The sequence below is a fragment of the Clostridium sp. CM038 genome, assembly GCF_055081105.1.
In genome coordinates, this window is sequence record NZ_CM143651.1 from 1472564 (window position 1) to 1490721 (window position 18158).

At 30.4% G+C, this 18158-nt stretch carries 15 protein-coding genes; 8 read left to right on the forward strand and 7 right to left on the reverse strand.

The annotated features are described in order from the left end of the window. The first annotated feature begins 175 nt into the window (after positions 1-175). From ACWJKS_RS06700 to ACWJKS_RS06710, 3 genes are all read left to right on the forward strand, one after another. Entirely contained in the window at positions 176-1669 is a 1494-nt protein-coding gene (locus tag ACWJKS_RS06700) for a hypothetical protein (protein ID WP_462959674.1), read from the forward strand. A 389-nt stretch (positions 1670-2058) separates the two neighbouring features. Then, positions 2059-2670, forward strand: coding sequence for an accessory gene regulator B family protein (locus tag ACWJKS_RS06705; RefSeq protein WP_165412258.1), 612 nt, complete (start codon positions 2059-2061; stop codon positions 2668-2670). Beyond that, positions 2645-2794 carry an AgrD family cyclic lactone autoinducer peptide gene (locus ACWJKS_RS06710; protein ID WP_165412259.1) on the forward strand — a complete coding sequence of 50 codons (150 nt, stop codon included), beginning with the start codon at positions 2645-2647 and terminating at the stop codon, positions 2792-2794. Before ACWJKS_RS06705 ends, ACWJKS_RS06710 begins: the two co-directional genes overlap by 26 nt. A 6-nt stretch (positions 2795-2800) precedes the next feature. Here ACWJKS_RS06710 and ACWJKS_RS06715 read toward each other — a convergent pair whose 3' ends face one another. Both ACWJKS_RS06715 and ACWJKS_RS06720 read right to left on the reverse strand, forming a co-directional pair. Then, positions 2801-4078, reverse strand: a complete 1278-nt coding sequence (locus ACWJKS_RS06715) for a sensor histidine kinase (RefSeq protein ID WP_462960789.1) — start codon at positions 4076-4078, stop codon at positions 2801-2803. After that, the gene (locus ACWJKS_RS06720; protein ID WP_462960790.1) at positions 4069-4809 is read right to left on the reverse strand and encodes a LytR/AlgR family response regulator transcription factor; all 741 of its coding nucleotides are present in this window, start codon (positions 4807-4809) and stop codon (positions 4069-4071) included. Before ACWJKS_RS06720 ends, ACWJKS_RS06715 begins: the two co-directional genes overlap by 10 nt. Before the next feature lie 880 nt (positions 4810-5689). Here ACWJKS_RS06720 and ACWJKS_RS06725 point away from each other — a divergent pair. After that, positions 5690-7234, forward strand: coding sequence for a M4 family metallopeptidase (locus ACWJKS_RS06725; protein ID WP_165412262.1), 1545 nt, complete (start codon positions 5690-5692; stop codon positions 7232-7234). 95 nt (positions 7235-7329) lie between these two features. Here ACWJKS_RS06725 and ACWJKS_RS06730 read toward each other — a convergent pair whose 3' ends face one another. From ACWJKS_RS06730 to ACWJKS_RS06740, 3 genes are all read right to left on the reverse strand, one after another. Continuing rightward, a complete protein-coding gene (locus ACWJKS_RS06730; protein WP_462960791.1) occupies positions 7330-8151 on the reverse strand; it encodes an endonuclease I family protein in 822 nt (273 codons plus the stop codon). A gap of 386 nt (positions 8152-8537) precedes the next feature. Beyond that, positions 8538-9029, reverse strand: a complete 492-nt coding sequence (locus ACWJKS_RS06735; protein WP_462960792.1) for a hypothetical protein — start codon at positions 9027-9029, stop codon at positions 8538-8540. Positions 9030-9058: 29 nt separating this feature from the next. Beyond that, positions 9059-9457, reverse strand: a complete 399-nt coding sequence (locus ACWJKS_RS06740) for a hypothetical protein (protein WP_224578878.1) — start codon at positions 9455-9457, stop codon at positions 9059-9061. 252 nt (positions 9458-9709) lie between these two features. Here ACWJKS_RS06740 and ACWJKS_RS06745 point away from each other — a divergent pair, with 252 nt between their 5' ends. Together ACWJKS_RS06745 and brnQ are read left to right on the forward strand one after the other, a co-directional pair. Continuing rightward, positions 9710-11176, forward strand: a complete 1467-nt coding sequence (locus tag ACWJKS_RS06745; protein ID WP_462960793.1) for an amino acid permease — start codon at positions 9710-9712, stop codon at positions 11174-11176. A gap of 397 nt (positions 11177-11573) precedes the next feature. Beyond that, positions 11574-12872 (forward strand): branched-chain amino acid transport system II carrier protein, encoded by a 1299-nt coding sequence (gene brnQ, locus ACWJKS_RS06750; protein WP_258280763.1) that lies wholly within the window; start codon positions 11574-11576, stop codon positions 12870-12872. 56 nt (positions 12873-12928) lie between these two features. Here brnQ and ACWJKS_RS06755 read toward each other — a convergent pair whose 3' ends face one another. Further along, the gene (locus ACWJKS_RS06755; RefSeq protein ID WP_462960794.1) at positions 12929-13750 is read right to left on the reverse strand and encodes a response regulator transcription factor; all 822 of its coding nucleotides are present in this window, start codon (positions 13748-13750) and stop codon (positions 12929-12931) included. Positions 13751-13767: 17 nt separating this feature from the next. Continuing rightward, positions 13768-15528 (reverse strand): cache domain-containing sensor histidine kinase, encoded by a 1761-nt coding sequence (locus tag ACWJKS_RS06760; RefSeq protein WP_462960795.1) that lies wholly within the window; start codon positions 15526-15528, stop codon positions 13768-13770. A 360-nt stretch (positions 15529-15888) separates the two neighbouring features. On the opposite strand from ACWJKS_RS06760, the gene ACWJKS_RS06765 reads away from it, so the two are divergent. Together ACWJKS_RS06765 and ACWJKS_RS06770 are read left to right on the forward strand one after the other, a co-directional pair. Further along, complete coding sequence (locus ACWJKS_RS06765) at positions 15889-17154, forward strand: ABC transporter substrate-binding protein (protein WP_216303744.1); 1266 nt, start codon at positions 15889-15891, stop codon at positions 17152-17154. Positions 17155-17278: 124 nt separating this feature from the next. Next, entirely contained in the window at positions 17279-18148 is an 870-nt protein-coding gene (locus ACWJKS_RS06770; RefSeq protein WP_216303743.1) for a carbohydrate ABC transporter permease, read from the forward strand. Positions 18149-18158: the final 10 nt, after the last annotated feature.

The following is an 18158-nucleotide window of genomic DNA, read 5'->3' on the forward strand; positions in this document are numbered from 1 at the left end:
TCCCCCTTTATATAATTAGAGCTTTCACGGAAACTCCTTAGCTCCTGTGATTACTCATTTTTAGTATCATTAATTTTTGTTGATTCCCCCACTTTTTTTGCATAAAACACTTGACAAGCCTGTAAAATTTTGCGGTCCTCCTCTTAAAGACATGTTTTAATAGGAGGATTATTTTATGCTTAAAAATTGGAGCTCTCATGCTGATTATCAGCAATTTATTATTTTAAATCTCTCATGTTTCTACAAAGCTTTTCCTAAAAAAATTATAGAACTTGAACCTTCTATCTCTAAGTTGTATTGCTTAGACTTAGATATTCTTAGAGAGATATTAAAACCTTATTATTCTAATATTGGTAGACCTGCAACTCTTCAACCTGAGATATTTCGTTCATTTTCTTTAATGCTTTTTCAAAAGGAAACAAGCATTACCAACTGGGTTAAAAAGATTCATGCCTGTGAGTTACTTGCAACCTGTATAGGCTGCACTAAAAATAATGTCCCATCACTTGGTGCTCATTATGATTTTATCTCTAGATTATGGCTTTCAAATCTGTCTACCGACAGGGTAAACCTAAAAAAAATATATTCGTATAAGAAGAAACCCTCTAAAATTAAGGCACCCGGGAAAAATAAAAAGCTTCCTAATAAAAAAACTGGTGTTGTTAAGAGAATTTCAGATTTTTTTGAAGCTGGTCGCTCATTTTCCCTAAGAGCCGAAAGGCTGCTTCAAAAAATATTCTCATTAGTTGCTGTAGAACCCTCTTTTAATCTTAACTTAATAGAAAAAGATAACCTTACAGTTGGCGGCGATGGTACTTGTGTTCACTGTAAGTCTTCTTACTATGGTTCTAAAGTTTGTGACTGCCGTGAAAATGGAATTTACGATTGCAAATGCCCTCGTAGACTTTCTGACATAAATGCTAATTGGGGTTGGGACAGCCATGAAAATCGTTGGTTTTATGGCTACACTCTCTATGCTTTATCTGTCTATAATAAAAAATATAAGATAGATCTACCTATTTATCTACGATTTGTAGAGGCAAGCAGACACGACAGTGTCACTGGAATAGTAGCATTAGCTGAATTTAGAGAACTGTTACCGCAGTTCACTATATCAAATTATGTTCTTGACTCAGCTAATGATAACTACCCTACATATGAATTATGTTCTAAATGGAACATTAATCCCTTTATTGATCTGAACTCCAAAAACAAAGGAAATTCAAAATATCCAGTTACTCTAGATATTAATGAAAAAGGATTTCCTATCTGTATTGGTGGCCATGAAATGGTCTATAACGGTTATGAAAAAAGTCGTTCACGCCTTAAATGGCGTTGCCCTTTAGTTTTAAAAAAGGTTGCTAGTTGCTCTTGCTGTGAACAGTGCTCACCTTCACCTTATGGGCGAGTAATCTACACTAAACCATCATGGGATTTGCGGTTGTTTACTCCTGTGCCTCGCGGCTCAAAACAATGGAAAACTATTTATAAAACTAGAACCTGCTCAGAACGTATAAACAATCGTATTCTAAATGATTATAAAATTCATACTTTACGAATACATGGTAAAAAACGTTATTCATTTATGACTATGATTGCTGGAATTAATATTCATCTAGATGCAAGACTTAAAGTTTCAGGTTTTAGTATTTTAAATTTATTAGAGTAGCTGTTTGACAATTAAGTACTTTTTTCTGAAAATTCCTGCATCGTGTAGGCTTGTTTGCTATACCTATTTTTATTCCTAACTGCTCTCTGAACATAAAATTTATAGCACTATAATGACTCTATACATAATTAAGTTTTACATATTAGTTTCCGTGACTACTCTAATTAATGAATTTGGGATGAACATCCCTACACAACAATATCATTTATGTTGAAATATATGTATAATCCTTAATTGTATAGTATAATAATTGCATTATTTGGTATAAAGTATGTTTAAATGTCATTCAATGCAATTTTCGTGTCGTTCAATACAATTTCATTGACAATTAGCTATTTACTTGTTAAATTTGACATATAAGAAATTGTTTTTATTAAGGAAGTAATTGCATGAGATTATCAGAAGAGTTTAGTATGAAATTATCAAATTATATAAAAAGAAAAGTGCCTAATAAGACAGAAGAGGACTTAGAAATTATAAGGTATGGGATAGAAGTGTTATTTATGAATATTACAAAATTTCCTATTATTTTAGCTGTAGGATATGGAGTAGGTTTATTCTGGTATACGCTGTACACCGTAATAATCTTTGGGATTTCGCGTCGCTTTGTAGGAGGAATCCATGCTAGAAAAAGTATTACATGCTTAATCTCTACAGGACTTATAATATTGGGTGCCATATATATTTCTTTAGCATCTCAACTTACCATTATTGTAAAAGCGTTTATTTTTATAGTTGTTGTATGTATATTTTTTAAATATGCACCAGCAGATACAGAGGAAAAACCTTATTTAGATAAAAATGTTAGGCAAAATCTGAAAATAAAAAGTATACTTACAGCTATTGTTTATTTTCTTTTTTCTATATATATAAAAAACCCATTTTTTTCTAATATCTTTATGTATATACTATTGGTAGAAGCCATTCTTATATGTCCGATTACATATAAAATATTAAACAGGAGGTATAACAATTATGAATATTACAGAGAAAGTATCTGAAATTTTAGCAATTAAAATAAGCAATATAGCTACGAATATAGCGCATACATCCACTAAAGCTTGCATTGGTTATGCTTTAGAAGAACCTAAAATGCCAAAATCATTATTAAGAAAAGCTAAGTAGTCTTATCTACCTAGCCTCTATATACAAATCTTGAATAAAAAATTCTTTTTTAACAGATGTTTTTAATAAAACATTAGGATATTTGTTATTTACAATTTCTCTTACATTATTTAAACCTATTCCACGATTTTGACCTTTTGTGGAATAGTTTTTTTTGTATATCTTGCTTATATTTACATTGCTATTATAAGAATTAGCAATAGTTATATTTAAACATTCATCTTGAATGAAAGATATAGATACAAATTTCTCTTTGCTATCTTTTGCCGCTTCATATGCATTGTCTATCAATATACCTACAATTCTACATAGATCTATAATATCTATATGAAAAGTATCTATTGTATCTAAAATCTCTACTGATAGAGTTATATTATCTAATTGAAATTTTACTATTTTAGAAGTCAATAATCCCTTTAAACCAGCATCTTTTATTTTTTTTAGCTTAAGTATTTCATTGTTTTCACATTCATTAATTAACTCTACATTAAAAATTCTTTTTAATTCTTCAATATTATTGTCTTCTAAATATCCTCGTGTCATAAAAAGAATATTATTACAATCATGTTTAAACTTAGCTACATCATCTACTAAATTTTCTATAATACTAGTATATGTTTTTAATTGTATAAATTTTTGTTGCTTTGCTTTTAACATATAATTTTTATGGGAAAAGATCAAAATCAGAATTATGCAAACAGTAGAAATTAGAAGTACAATAACAACGGTATAATTATTGAAGGACTTATATGATAAAAAATAGATAATAATAAATACAATCATTAAATTTGTAATAAATATAGTATTTACCATAAAATCATTATCTTTAATTCTATATTTAGAAATTAAAGATATAGTAAATATTTTTTTAAAGTTAATTATAAAAACAGCAATGAAAAATATTACAATATTAAACAAAATAAATATTATTTTGTTTGTAGATAAAATTTTTAGATTAATATTTAATATATTAGTAAAAAATTGCATTGTTAAAGATTCAGATAATGTCATTATTAGGGTTATAAAAAATGTAGTTTGAATCAAAGATAAGATATTGCGTTCAAGTAATACGGCTAAAATTATCATAAGAAATATAGTGGTAATGATAACCTTATAACCATTTAAATAATTAAACTTAAGCACATAATAGTATAATATAGAGACACTTAGTATTATTATGAAATTGTTTATATTGATAGTAAATTTATATTTTTTTAATTTACAACCAATATATAATTGAACATAAAACATAATAAATAAAAGAACTATATTTATTATCCACACGCATTGTTCACCTCTTTTAAACCTGTCCTAGAAATAGGGCATCTGTCTCCTGTCACCATTTCCACATAAGGATTATTAGAATTTTTACATACGATTTTTATATATTTCTTATTCACTATATTTGTTTTATGGGTTTGAATAAAATTATTATCTAGTGAATTCATTAATTCTTTTAACGTGCTGTAAAATTCAACGATAGTATTGGTACTATGAAGAGTCACTTTGCGGCTATTTTTTATAGTTTCAATATAAATAATATCTTGAAGCAGTATATTAAACATTTCTGCACCTATTTTAATTACTAATTTCTTTGGATCTTCATCTTTTTCCTTATTCAGTATTTGGGTAGCAATTAAAAGGCTTTCTTTTAACTGATTTTCAAGATGTATGCTTTTATTTATGAATGTTACCACACGTAGTTTGTATTGAAACACTTTAAAACTTAATTCAACATGATTGGTAACAAAAATCATTTCACCTGAATACTTATCTAATTTTCTAATCTCTCTTCCTAGGGTTAACCCGGTTTTTTCTTCATTTAAATCGATATCCAATATGTATATGTTATTTTCAACATTATTTTTAACATATGATATAACATCAGTGGAATTATTAAAAGTTAACACAGTGAAATCTTTGAAATCCATTTCTTCTTCGTAAGTTTCCACAACTATATTTTTTAGCAGACTCACTGTTTTGGGACAATCATCACATATAAGTATATTAATCATTATTTAACCTCCTTTTGTTATATGTCTAGTATGTTGCAATTAAGATATTAGAGTGAATAATATGCTTAATTAGATTCTTTAATACGTTGAAATTGAGCTATGGTAATGATGGGTGATCCACTGTAGTTTAAGTATTATATACTTGACAGCAGGATACCAATTGATATGTTGATAGAGGATTGAATTCTAATTTGTTTTCTCTATTATAGATATATTCTACAGATATATTGGAATACCTTCAAAAATTGACAATTATACGGAGAGGTATGAAGGTGAAATTGTTGAATAATGATAGGATAAGCCTGCTTGTTTTAATCTCTAGGGTGACTAGTTGAAGCATAAAAATAATTAATGAAGCATAATAATGATTAATGAAGTTTTAGGAAACTAATTCTGTTAAATAAATATATTGGTCAAAATGTTTTATTAACTTTGATTTCATGGAATTTTATCCCAGAGGTTTATTTAGTCATAATGAATATAAATTCTAAAAAAGTGGGGGAATTTATACTTTGGGCAAAACCACATTAATAAGCAAAAACCAGCAGTTTTATTTTGACTGCTGGATTTCTAAGTTTTATTAACGAAAACGGTCCGAGTAATATTTCAATTCTAATATATATTTATTACAGGTTAACGCATAAATGGTCTTTTTATAAATATTGCAGCTTCGCAGAAGATGATTTAACGTGACTACAATATTTTATAGACATTTTACTAGTTAAATTTTGATGTTTCATTATAAATCATTTAAAATAATAAAAAAAATGTCATATATTATGTTGCGAAATTAGTTGACTATAAAGAATATTCTCTTTACTATATAAGTAGTTATATACATAAAAACACTGTATATACAAATTATAGAGGGGGAGATTATATGAAAAAAGCAATTTCAATCTTAACTGCAATGGCAATGGTGGTTTTAATTAATCCAGCTAATGCAAATGCATCACAAGGAAAGCCGGCAAATTTTGTAAAGGTACAATCATCAGAAAAATTGTCAAAAGACATGAAAGGCGTGCATAAATTCTTTAAGGGAAATAAAACCGTAGTTGAAGATTCAGTGAATAAGTTGGAAGAAGTAAAATCAAATGATGATAAATTGGGTTTTAAGCATATCAAAACTCAACAAATGGTAAATGATATTCCGGTTTATGGTAATGAATATATTGTTCATTTTAATCAAAAGGGTGAAGTATATGCTGTGAATGGTAAATATGATGCTAACGCAAAAAATGCAAAAATAAATAAAGAACAGTTAATAGGTGAAAACAAAGCTCTTGAAATTGCAAAAACGCAAGTTAAATTTGATAAGCTTGAGGCGGATCCAACTACTAAACTTTACCTATACAATATAAATGATAAATATGTTCCAGTTTATGTTGTTTCATTAAGCTTTCTATCACCAACACCAGGAAATTGGAAGTTCTTTATAAATGCTGAAAATGGAGATATAGTAAAAAAAGGCAATAAAATATCTAAGGTTGCTGCTACAGGAACAGGTTTAGGTGTACTTAATGATTCTAAATCATTAAATCTTGACAAGGTTTTGGTACGTAACAAGGCTCAATATCAATTAAGAGATACCACAAGAGGTAATGGCATAACTACTACTTCAGCGGCTAATACTACTAACAAAATTGGTTCTATAGTCTATTCAACTACAAACGTAATTAATGATAAAGCTGCTGTAGATGCACATTACTATGCAGGAGTTGTATATGATTATTATAAAACTAAATTCAATAGAAATGGTTTTGATGGAAAAGATATGGAAATTAAATCTACAGTTCACTACGCTAAGAACTATGTTAATGCTTTTTGGAATGGAACTCGAATGATTTATGGAGATGGGGATGGTATTGATTCTATTGAATTATCTGGAGCTTTAGATGTAGTGGGTCACGAAATGACACATGCAGTAGATGAAAAAACAGCAAATCTTGAATATGAATTTCAATCTGGAGCATTAAATGAATCTTTGTCAGACTCTTTTGGTGCATTCATCGAAAATTATGGACAAGCTGATAAATTTGACTGGTTAATGGGTGAAGATGTTTGGACACCTAAAGTAGAGGGTGATGCATTAAGAGATATGTCCAATCCAACTAAATATGGCGATCCAGATAATATGAGTAAATTTGTAGTTACTCCTAATACGCAAGAAGGAGATTGGGGTGGAGTTCATACAAACAGTGGAATTCCAAACAAAGCTTGTTATCTTATAGCTTCAAATGCTAACGTAGGGATAGCTAAAGCAGAACAAATTTATTACCGTGCTTTATCTAATTATTTAATTGCAACTTCTAACTTCCACGATGCAAGGGTTGCACTTGTTCAATCCGCAACAGATCTTTACGGTGCAGATGGATCAGAAGTTGCTGCGGTGAATGCATCTTGGGATGCAGTAGGAGTAAAGTAAAGAATGGACTATTTGATGCTGATTGTGATAATTTAATAGATTAGGATTAAAAAAACTAACTCGAATTTTTATTTGTGAGTTAGTTTTTTTAGTAATTAGTTCCAAATCAAATTTGCCCATTCTGGATGATCTATAAATGGATTTCTATTGTGTTGATAATTCTTATAGATTACATCATTTCTGTGTCTTTCAAAAGCATCAACTGGATCCTGGGCATTCCATTGTAATAAAACAGATAATTTACCTATATAAGGAGCTGTATTATTATTGGTTAATTCGTTTAGCTCTAAATTTACTTCTCCATGCTCTCCTTCATAACGCACTGCCATATAAAACAGCATCCTAGCGATATCCCCTTTTACGCTATCTCTTGGTTCAAAGGAATCACTATCAGATTTACATAGAGGTGCTTCAGAATTAGGTGTACCACCCATATCAAAGTCTAAATTTCCTCTTGCGCTGTTTACAGATACATCGGCTGGTCTAAGGTGATGCAAATCCGTTCCAGCTCCTGCGGTAGTTCCAAAATTACCATGTGATTTTGCAAATACATGTTCTCTATTCCAATTATCTACTCCGCCTCCAGTTGTAAGCTCTCCTTGGGAACGTCCGGTATAAAGCAAGATCACGTTATTTGCATTGTTTGGGTCTTCATCTGTATTTCTTAATGCATCCCAAACCTGTTTATAAGAAAGCTTAGTATGATTATCAATGATATCGTTTAATGTTGATTTAAGACTTATGCCTGTTTTACCAATTGCAGATGCATAGTAGGTACTGTCGTATGGTGAAGTAGTACTTGAAGCTGTAGGTTGCCTAGCTAGATGACCTTGTACTGCTTTTAAGGTGTTGTTTTGTGTAGCTGCAAATGATAAGTCAAATAAAAAAGACGAAAGAACAAAGGATAAAATAAGCACAAAACTAATTACGAAGCTTCCTTTTTTGAAAGTTTTCTTGTTCGAAATTAACGCCCCCTAATAATAATTTAACATAATTAATAAAACTTATAACTTTCCCCATAGCATCTAAATTTAATTCATATAAAATATCTATATGCTTTTAGGTGATAAATTATTTCATTGATTATTAAATAATATAAATAAACACAAAAGGAATGACTTATTTCCCTTACAGAGATTGGAATTGATGCAGATAAGCTGTGTTGATAAAAGCTATAAAAAATTGTCCGTCACATCACCAATCTTTTAGAGAGAAAGAATGGAAATGAAACGAACAATCTATGTTAATATAGTTATGAGAGCCAAAGTGGATTTTTCAACGACATTAAAAATGCAAAAAATATCTAACACATAACAATAATTTTATATGGTGTGGTCTGAGCTGGTACACTCTTTGTGGTAGCGCCATAGACAATAATTAGATTTCGATTTGTAGGGTTATTGCTAAATGATTGCCCATTTTCTAAAACTATCTGAGTATTGGGGGCAATGTTTAATTTTAAATTATTATCGCTACTAACCAACTTATCGTTAAAATAGTCTACTTTCACATTTTGATATTGTGTATCTCTTGCCATAACAATTGATCTAAATTGTGGCGGAAAAATGAAAGGAACAGGTGCATTTGCATCATAAAAGCCAGTTACCATATCTCCAGGTATCACCATTACATGGTCTACAAAGTAAGTAGTCGGCGTAACCACGAAATTAACTAAAGTTCCATATACGTCTTCTACAGACATTAATTTATAACATCCCGCGCCTTCTTCATTTGCCCCTATCCAAAAGTCATTAATCATGGTAATCATACCATGGAAAGGTTGGAATTTTTCCATCTTTATTCCTCGATTCTTTAATTAATATTTTAAAAACATTGGAAACTATTAATATTTCTCAAATCCATTCCGAAAAATCTCCATCTATTTCTATTCCAGCGGAAACCGGATATAGATCTAGGACCAACAAATGTAAGCCATGCCCAGAAGCCTCTTTCTCTCCTTGGCCATATATATACAAATCTATAGAGGCAAGGTCTAATTGCACCTGGGTCTATAGCTAGAGGGGTAGCACCAAATTGTTGTGATTGAGGCTGCGATGGTGTAAAGTTTGGAGGTGCAGAAGACGGTCCACCCTGAGGCCCTTGTGCGAAGGATGTAAAATCATCCATTTGTCTGTATGGATACATTAAAGGGAAATCTTGAGTTTCTAGTTCATAGTTATACGTTGGATTATAAAATCTAATAGTATCTTCATCAATATACATTTAACTAACTCCTTAAAGTATTTACAATACAGTATATGATTACTTATAGGTTTTGTTATTCTTAATTTTAGGGGCTCGTAGTAGAAAAACGAATTGAGTTAAGTGAATTTAATAATAATATATAAAACAATGTAAAATATTGCAAAAAAGTGTGAATGATGTTAATATGAAAAGGATTTATAGAAAATTTTAGGAAATGAAAGATTTGTAAACGATTCCTAGAATATTAATTAATTGGAGGGGGTTCATAATATGAATGGGACAGGGGTTAAAAAACTTACATGGAAAAATCTAGCGCTGATGGCTTTTGTTATGGTATGGGGATTTGGGAATGTTGTTAATAACTTTGCAAATCAAGGGTTAAAAGTTGTTGGATCATGGATAATTATTATTTCATTATATTTTATACCTTATGCATTAATGGTAGGGGAATTAGGTTCTACATTTAAGGACGGAAAAGCAGGAGTTAGTACATGGATAAAATCTACAATGGGTACAAAATTAGCTTACTTAGCAGGTTGGACTTATTGGGTAGTGCATGTACCATATTTAGCACAAAAACCCCAGTCAATTTTAATAGCATTAGGATGGGTAGTAACACAAAATGGAAAATTCATTAATGGTTTTAGCCCATTAGTGTTACAATCAGTAACATTAGTACTATTTTTATTTTTCCTGTGGTTTGCTTCAAGAGGTGTTAATTCATTGAAAAAAATAGGAACCATAGCAGGAACATCAGTATTTGTAATGTCAATGTTATACATAGTGATGATGATTGCAGCACCTTCAATTACAGGAGTGAAAATTGCAACAGCACACATAACATTAAAATCTTTTATTCCGGATTTTAACTTTGCATACTTTACTACAATATCTATGCTGGTGTTTGCGATAGGTGGCTGTGAAAAAATAGCACCTTATGTTAACGATACAAAAGAGCCATCAAAAAATTTCCCAAAGGGAATGATTGTACTTGCAATAATGGTAGCAATGTCAGCATTATTAGGTTCAGTTGCAATGGGAATGATGTTTGATGGAAATAACATTCCAGTAGATTTAAAAATGAATGGACAGTACTACGCATTTAAAACATTGGGTAATTACTATGGCGTAGGAAATTTATTTTTAATTTTATATGCAATTGCGAATATGCTTGCTCAAATTTCTGCATTAGCGTTCTCCATTGATGCTCCTTTAAAAATATTATTTGCAGAAGGAGATAAAAAATATATTCCTGCTAGTCTAATGAAAACAAATAAATATGGAGCTCCAATTAATGGATACAAAATGACTGCTGTTTTAGTTGGAGTTTTAATAATTGTACCAGCCTTAGGTATTGGAGATATGAATACCCTGTACAACTGGTTATTAGATCTAAATTCAATTGTTATGCCAATAAGATATTTGTGGGTATTCTTAGCATACATGGCTTTAAGAGGCTTTGCTAAAAAGAAATTATCTTCTGAATATAAATTTATAAAAAATGATAAGATAGCATTCATAATAGGTTCATGGTGTTTTGCATTTACTGCATTTGCATGCATTATGGGAATGTTCCCAAAAGTAAAACCAAGCTCATCAGAGTATACTTTCCAACTTGTGCTTAATTTATTAACACCATTTGTACTTTTATGCTTAGGATTAATATTGCCTCTAATTGTAAAAATATCAAATAAACGAATTACCATAAATAAAACAAATATTACAAAAAAATCTTAGAATATATCTTAAAATCTAAGGGGAAATAATAAAAATTGACTTAAGCGGATAAAGCCCTAAATTCCATGGGCTAAGGCCGTTTAATTTTTTTTGTAGTCTAATTCCATTACTAAGGGAAATTGACAGTAAACTGAAAAAATGGTAAGATGGGATATTAATAATAATTTTAGATCTAAAGTTGAAAGGAGAATTGTATAATTTTTTTGGAGTACAGGTAATTGTTTGTATTTAAGGAGAAAGTAATCATTGTAATAGCTGAATTCCAATTTACCGACAAGTTCTGTTTCTATTTATATGAATATGAAGTTAATATGTACAAAGTAAATCATCTTTAAAAGAAGTACTGATTTATTTATTATAAAAACTATAAAGATTAATTAAGAGGGAGGTTACATAAATCAAAAATTCAACAAAGCATTCAATAGTTATAGGTTTTGCATTATTTGCAATGTTCTTTGGCGCAGGAAACCTAATTTTTCCACCAACATTAGGAAAAGCAGCAGGGAACTCAGTTTTATTATCAATTATAGGCTTTCTTATTACAGGAGTTTGTCTTCCTCTATGTGCAATAATTGCCTGTGCTAAAATTAATGGTACTTTCGAAAAAATGGCAGATAGGGTAGGTCCAATATTTTCTGTGATAGTCTCTATTGCTTTAATTCTTGTAATAGGACCTTTATTCGCAATTCCAAGAACTGCTGCAACAACTTTTGAACTGGGAATACATCCTTTATTTCCATTAATTGGACAAAACATATCGATTATAGCTTTTTTTGCAATAGTGCTTGCATTTGCGCTTAAACCTTCTTCAATAATTGATAATATAGGTAAAATACTTACACCAGCACTTTTATTAATGTTAACTATAATTATAGTTAAAGGAATAATAGATCCTATTGGGCCAACTGTATCTACATCTTACCAAGGTGGATTCTCAAAAGCTTTAATAGAAGGATATCAAACAATGGATGCTATGACTGGTGTTATATTTTCATCAATAATTCTTGCATCTATTAGGGCAAGAGGTTATGAAAGCTCAAAAGATATAATGAGGATAACTATGAAATCGGCTGTAGTGTCTTTAATCGGTTTATCCTTTGTATATACTGGACTTATGTACCTTGGAACTCAAACGACTACTTTGTTCTCAAAAAGTATATCTAGAACTAGTCTGGTTACAGAAATTGTTAGATTAGACCTAGGTAGTATTGGTAGTGTTATACTTAGTTTATGTGTTACTATTGCATGTTTAACGACTGCTATAGGAATACTTTCAGCTGGATCAAAATTCTTTGCTAAACTTTCTAAGGGGAAATTATCTTATAAAAGTATTGCTATTAGTATGGCTTTAGTAAGTGGAGTAATGGCTACAAAGGATGTTGATAGTTTAATTAAATTGGCAGGTCCAGTTTTACAAATTATATATCCAATTGTAATTGTTCTAATAGTTACTACCTTGCTTGGCGATATAGTGAAAAATAATAAGGTAGTTGCTATAACTACCTACACAGTTTTAATAGTAAGTGTTTTAAATACTATAAATGATTTAACAGCAAATAGCATTGGGTTCTTTAAATATGTTCCTTTATCCAATCTAGGATTTGCATGGATTATACCAGCTATACTTGCTTTTGTAATTTCTAACAATTTAGTGAAATTAAATGAAATTACTAAAAATAGAGGATTAGTGGATTAATCCACTAGAATCTTTTAAGTTATAAAGACTACATAAAAACTGGAAGCTTTTGATTCCTATTCATTATTAAAAATCTTATTTCGATACTCCGTAGGTTTTAAACCAGTATTATTTTTAAAGAGTTTATTGAAATAAGTTACGTCTGTAAAACCTATCATTGCTGAAACCTCATAAATTTTATATTGGGGTTGAAGTAATAGTTTTTTAGCCTCATCAATACGTATTTCACTTAAGATATCAATAAAGTTACTACCAGTCTCTTTTTTTATCAGCTTACTAAGGTACCAGGTACTGATATATAAATAGGCTGATACATCTTTTAAGGTTAAGCCCATAGCTACATTCTCCTTCATAAAAGACAGGGCTTTAACTACAAGAAACTTAGAACTTTTTTCATTAGTATTAAGTGATTTATCTTCCATGATTGTAACGTCATCACTTAAATTGTAATTTTCTTTAACTTTTCTTTTCAAATTCTTAAAGATTTCTTCATTTGATTTTACTTTTTTAAGTTCAAGAATAGCTTCTTTAATGGAGAGGATTAATTCCTTAGTATTTGTGGGTTTAAGAAGAAATCTAAAGGCTCCAAGTTTAACAGCTTGTTGGGCATACTCAAAATCTCTAAAGCCAGATAATATTATTATTTTACATTCATGCTTATGTTTTTCTAGTTTAGAGATCATTTCTAAACCATTTAAACCTGGCATCCTAATGTCAGTGAAGACAATGTCAGGTTGCATTGATGAAATCATTTCTAGTCCTTCATCCCCGTCTGAGGCTTCACCTATAACGCTGCACCCTAATGAATTCCAATCAATAACAGTTTTTAGGCCTTCTCTTATGATTTCTTCGTCATCAATTATAAGTACTTTAAACATTTAATATACACTCCCTTTTATATGTCGGCGGGTACTTTAATTGTAACAATCGTACACATACCCTCTTGACTTTCTATTGTTAGTCCGTAATCTTTACCATAAAGTAGTCTAATTCTGCGATGCACATTAATTACGCCAATCTTAGAATTATCCAAGAAATTTTCTGACTCTGGAAATTTATCATCACTCATGTCTTCTATTAGGGCTAGTAATTTGCTTTTTTCAATACCTAACCCGTCATCTGCCACAGTAATAATTAGTTGATTGTTTTCCTTCTTTATTATAATATCTACTGTTCCTCCACCCTTTTTCATTTCAAGTCCATGGTATATTGTGTTTTCAATTATAGGTTGAATTAAAAGCTTAGGAAGCCTGTTATTTAGGGTGTCTTCATCAATATTTAAATTAAATCCTATTTTCTTTCCAAATCGTTTCTGTATTAAGAATTTATAGCTTTGGATATATTCGATTTCTTTATAAACAGGAATAAATTTCTCGTTGCTCCTATTTAGGTTTGCTTCTATAATGTACGAAAAAGCAGAAATCATTTCACTGACCTCATCATCACCGTGAATTTTTGCTTTCCAGTTAATGGACTCAAGTGTATTATATAAAAAATGAGGATTAATTTGAGCTTGCAATGCATTAATTTCAGCTTGCTTCATTACAATTTGCTCTTTATATACTGTATCAATTAGGGTCTTTATGTTTTTCGACATTTTATTAAAGGTACGAAATACGAAACCAAATTCATCCTTGCGATCACTTTCTATTATTACACCCATATTACCATTTTCTATTTCCTTCATTCTTTTTATTAATACCTTCAGTGGATGTATCATTGTATTATATAAGTAATTTATAAGTAATAAGCAAATGGGAAGAGTGGCTATACATAGAATTATACTAAATTTGGCTACCTTTCGTATCTCTTTAAACAATACGTTTCCTGAAATTCCAACAACAAGTTTCCATTTGGTTGGTTTAATTGTGTCATATATCATATATAGAGAGTCACTTTTAGTCTTTATCTCTCCTTCACCTTTGTCTAAATTAGAATTAAGAAAAGATTGTATGGATTTATTAGTATTTACATCAAAACTATCATTTATAAATATTAATTGGCCATCGCTACTATAGAGACCCAAAGTTTGCTTTGAGTTAATCATGGTATTGTTAAATATTTCCATAAAACATTGATTATCTATTTTAAGGGCTAAAAGACCCACTACCTTATTCACATTTAATGAATCGTATATGGATTTTGCTAAGTATATACCATCTATTTTCCCGTTTTTACTTGCTACATACCACACTGGAGAGCCTTTTCCTTTTATGGCTATCTCATTTAACTTATCCATATTAGCGTAACAATCCGTAGTAGCAGCAAAGGCTCTATTTGCTTGAAAAACCTTTCCACTATCAGAGTATTTAATGAGAATTTCGTTTAGCTCATATTTAGCGAAAAGTAAAGATTGTAAATACCGTTGAAAACTGTTTTCATATATAAAATCTAAATTATTAGTATTAATTAAAGTGTTGGTATCAATTATTTTACTATCATAAAAAAGCTGTATAGAGTAAAGGTTAAGCTTATCCATTCTGTCTGAAAGCGAATGGGTTAGTTGTTGGGCCGCACTTTGATAGTCCATTATAGCTTTTTCTTTAATCGTTTTTGAATAATTCACATATCCTAAATAGCCAATAATTATTATAGGATAAAGAATGAATAGAATTGCAATAATAATAAGCTTGGATTTCATAGAATGTTTTGTCATAATAAAAGTCCTTTCATAAGCTGATTTTAATTTTAATATGTTTTCTATAAGTATACCTTATATTAGGCTGAATGAATTCCGGAACTAATTATATATTAAAAAGAAATTATCACAAAAAAGCATTGATTCATATGTGTAAATTACCATATTTTGGAGACAAGCCAAAATAAACAAATAAATACCAATATGGACTGATTTAAGTTTTTGATATGAATGTTATAATATGATTGTAAGTAAGAAGTATCATGTAAACATTTACTTGCTAATTTGAAAAGATTCAATCAGTATTATTAATAAGCACAAAGCTCATAATTTAATATTTTAATAATATTGTAGAAATAAAAATAGGGGGATATCAAAATGAAGAAATCCAAAAAATTGTTTTGTTTGCTCATGACAACTGCTGTTTTAACTTCAGCTTTAGCTGGATGCGGTAGCAAGAATTCAGCTACAAGTACAACAGTTGCAGAGGAGACGGAAGTAACAATTAGAGTAGAAACAACTTTTACTGGTGCAGACCCATACACCGAAGTATGGCAACAGGCTATAAAAGATTTCCAAGCTAAAAATCCGAAAATTAAAGTTATAGATGAAGCTACTTCTGCTGCAAGTGAGGCTTTTAAAACAAAAATAAATACTGATTTCGCTTCAGGTAATGAACCAGATGTAACATACGGATTTAATAGCGCATCTGGAAAACCGCTTGTTGATTCCGGTAAGGTAATTTCTTGGGAAGATGAATTAGCTAAAGATGCTACTTGGGCTGCAAACTTTAAGAAATCAGGACTAGATGCTGCAAAGTATAATGGTAAGCTTTATGCACTTCCTTACATTGGTTTTTTTGAAGGAGTATGGATAAATACCGATTTATTTAAGAATAACGGACTTGAGATTCCTAAGACTTATGAAGATATTATAAAGGCTATTCCAGTACTTAATGCAAAGAACATAACCCCAATCGCTTGTTCGTTTGCTGAAGAACCACATTATTTAATTGAGACATTATTACTTTCACAAGGTGGAGCTTCCGGTCATAGTAAATTATTTGATGCGAGTTGGGCTCCAGCACTTGCATTAACTAAAGACCTTTATGATAAAAAAGCATTTACAAAAGATGCCTTAACAATTAAACAAGCTGCTTGTTCTCAGGCTTTTGCTGATAAGAAAGCTGCAATGTTTATTTCAGGTTCTTGGGCAGGTGGAGCATTTCAGGGTATGGAAAATGTTAGTGTAATACCGTTCCCACTAGTACCAGGTGCAAAAGCTAATGCTAATGACATCATTGGTGGTACAGGCACAGGTTGGTATGTAACTAAGGCTCTTAATGATAAGAAAAATGGAGCTGGTATTAAATTTGTTAAGTTTATGACAGAGCCAGAACAACTCGCTAAGTTTGCTGAAAAAGGAGGGGTTCCACTTGAAAATGTACCATCTTCAACTACAGGTGGTGCACTAGCAAAAAATATCGGTGACTTTACGACTAAAGCTACTAGCATGACTGGTCCTGCTGGAGATAATATGAATCAGGAAGCCTTTACAGCTATATGGAAAGGTATGCAATATATAGCTTCTGGAAAGAAGACATCACAACAAGTACTCGATGAGGCACAAAAATTAGTAAAATAGTCAAGACTCAGTAGTAATATCTCTAATTAATAATATTTTTAATTAATAATACACAATGCTCAATATATAATAAATTTTATTGATCATTGTGTATTTTAAAATAATGTTTCGGGGAGTAATGAATATGATTTTAAAGGATAAAAAATATGCTTTTTTATTTTTAGCGCCAGCCCTTACTTTAATTACGGTTTTTCTATTCAATCCGCTAATCCAAACATTATATTTTAGTTTAACTGATTGGCATTATTTTTCAATGAAAAAGTCTTTTATTGGTTTAGAAAATTATCGGAGACTTCTACATGACCCAGTAGTTGGGATAGCAATTAAAAACACACTATTATTAATAGTATTATGTATTATATTTGAAATTGGATTCGCTCTACTCCTTGCTATGTTAATGGATGGAGTCAAGAGGGGTTTTAAGATTTATAGGACAGTTTTCTTTTTTCCTGTTGTAGTATCAGGTTCCGCAATAGGACTTTTGTTCTCACTTACATATCAGTATGATGCAGGTCTTTTGAATAACATTTTAGGTGTATTTGGTATGTCAAAGACAATATGGCTAACTGAAAAATCTTCAGCATTACTTTCTATGATGCCGTATATTTGGCAAATGACAGGTTTTTATTTTGTAATATTTATGACCGCACTTACAAAAATACCAAGTGATATATATGAATCAGCATCTTTGGATGGTGCAACGGGATTAACCAAATCAATATATATAACACTTCCACTTATAAGGGATGTAATAATTACAACTATTGCTTTGGTAATTACATCAGCTATAAAGGTTTTTGATATTATATTTACAATAACGCAGGGTGGTCCTATGAATTCAAGTCAGGTTTTGAGCACATATATATATCAAACTACATTCCAATCTATGAATCAAGGCTATGGGTCTGCACTATCTATTCTTATGGTTGTTATAGGAATTGGTTTGACGATTATTACTACATTAATATCAAGGAAAGATCCAATAAGTTATTAGTTGTTATGGA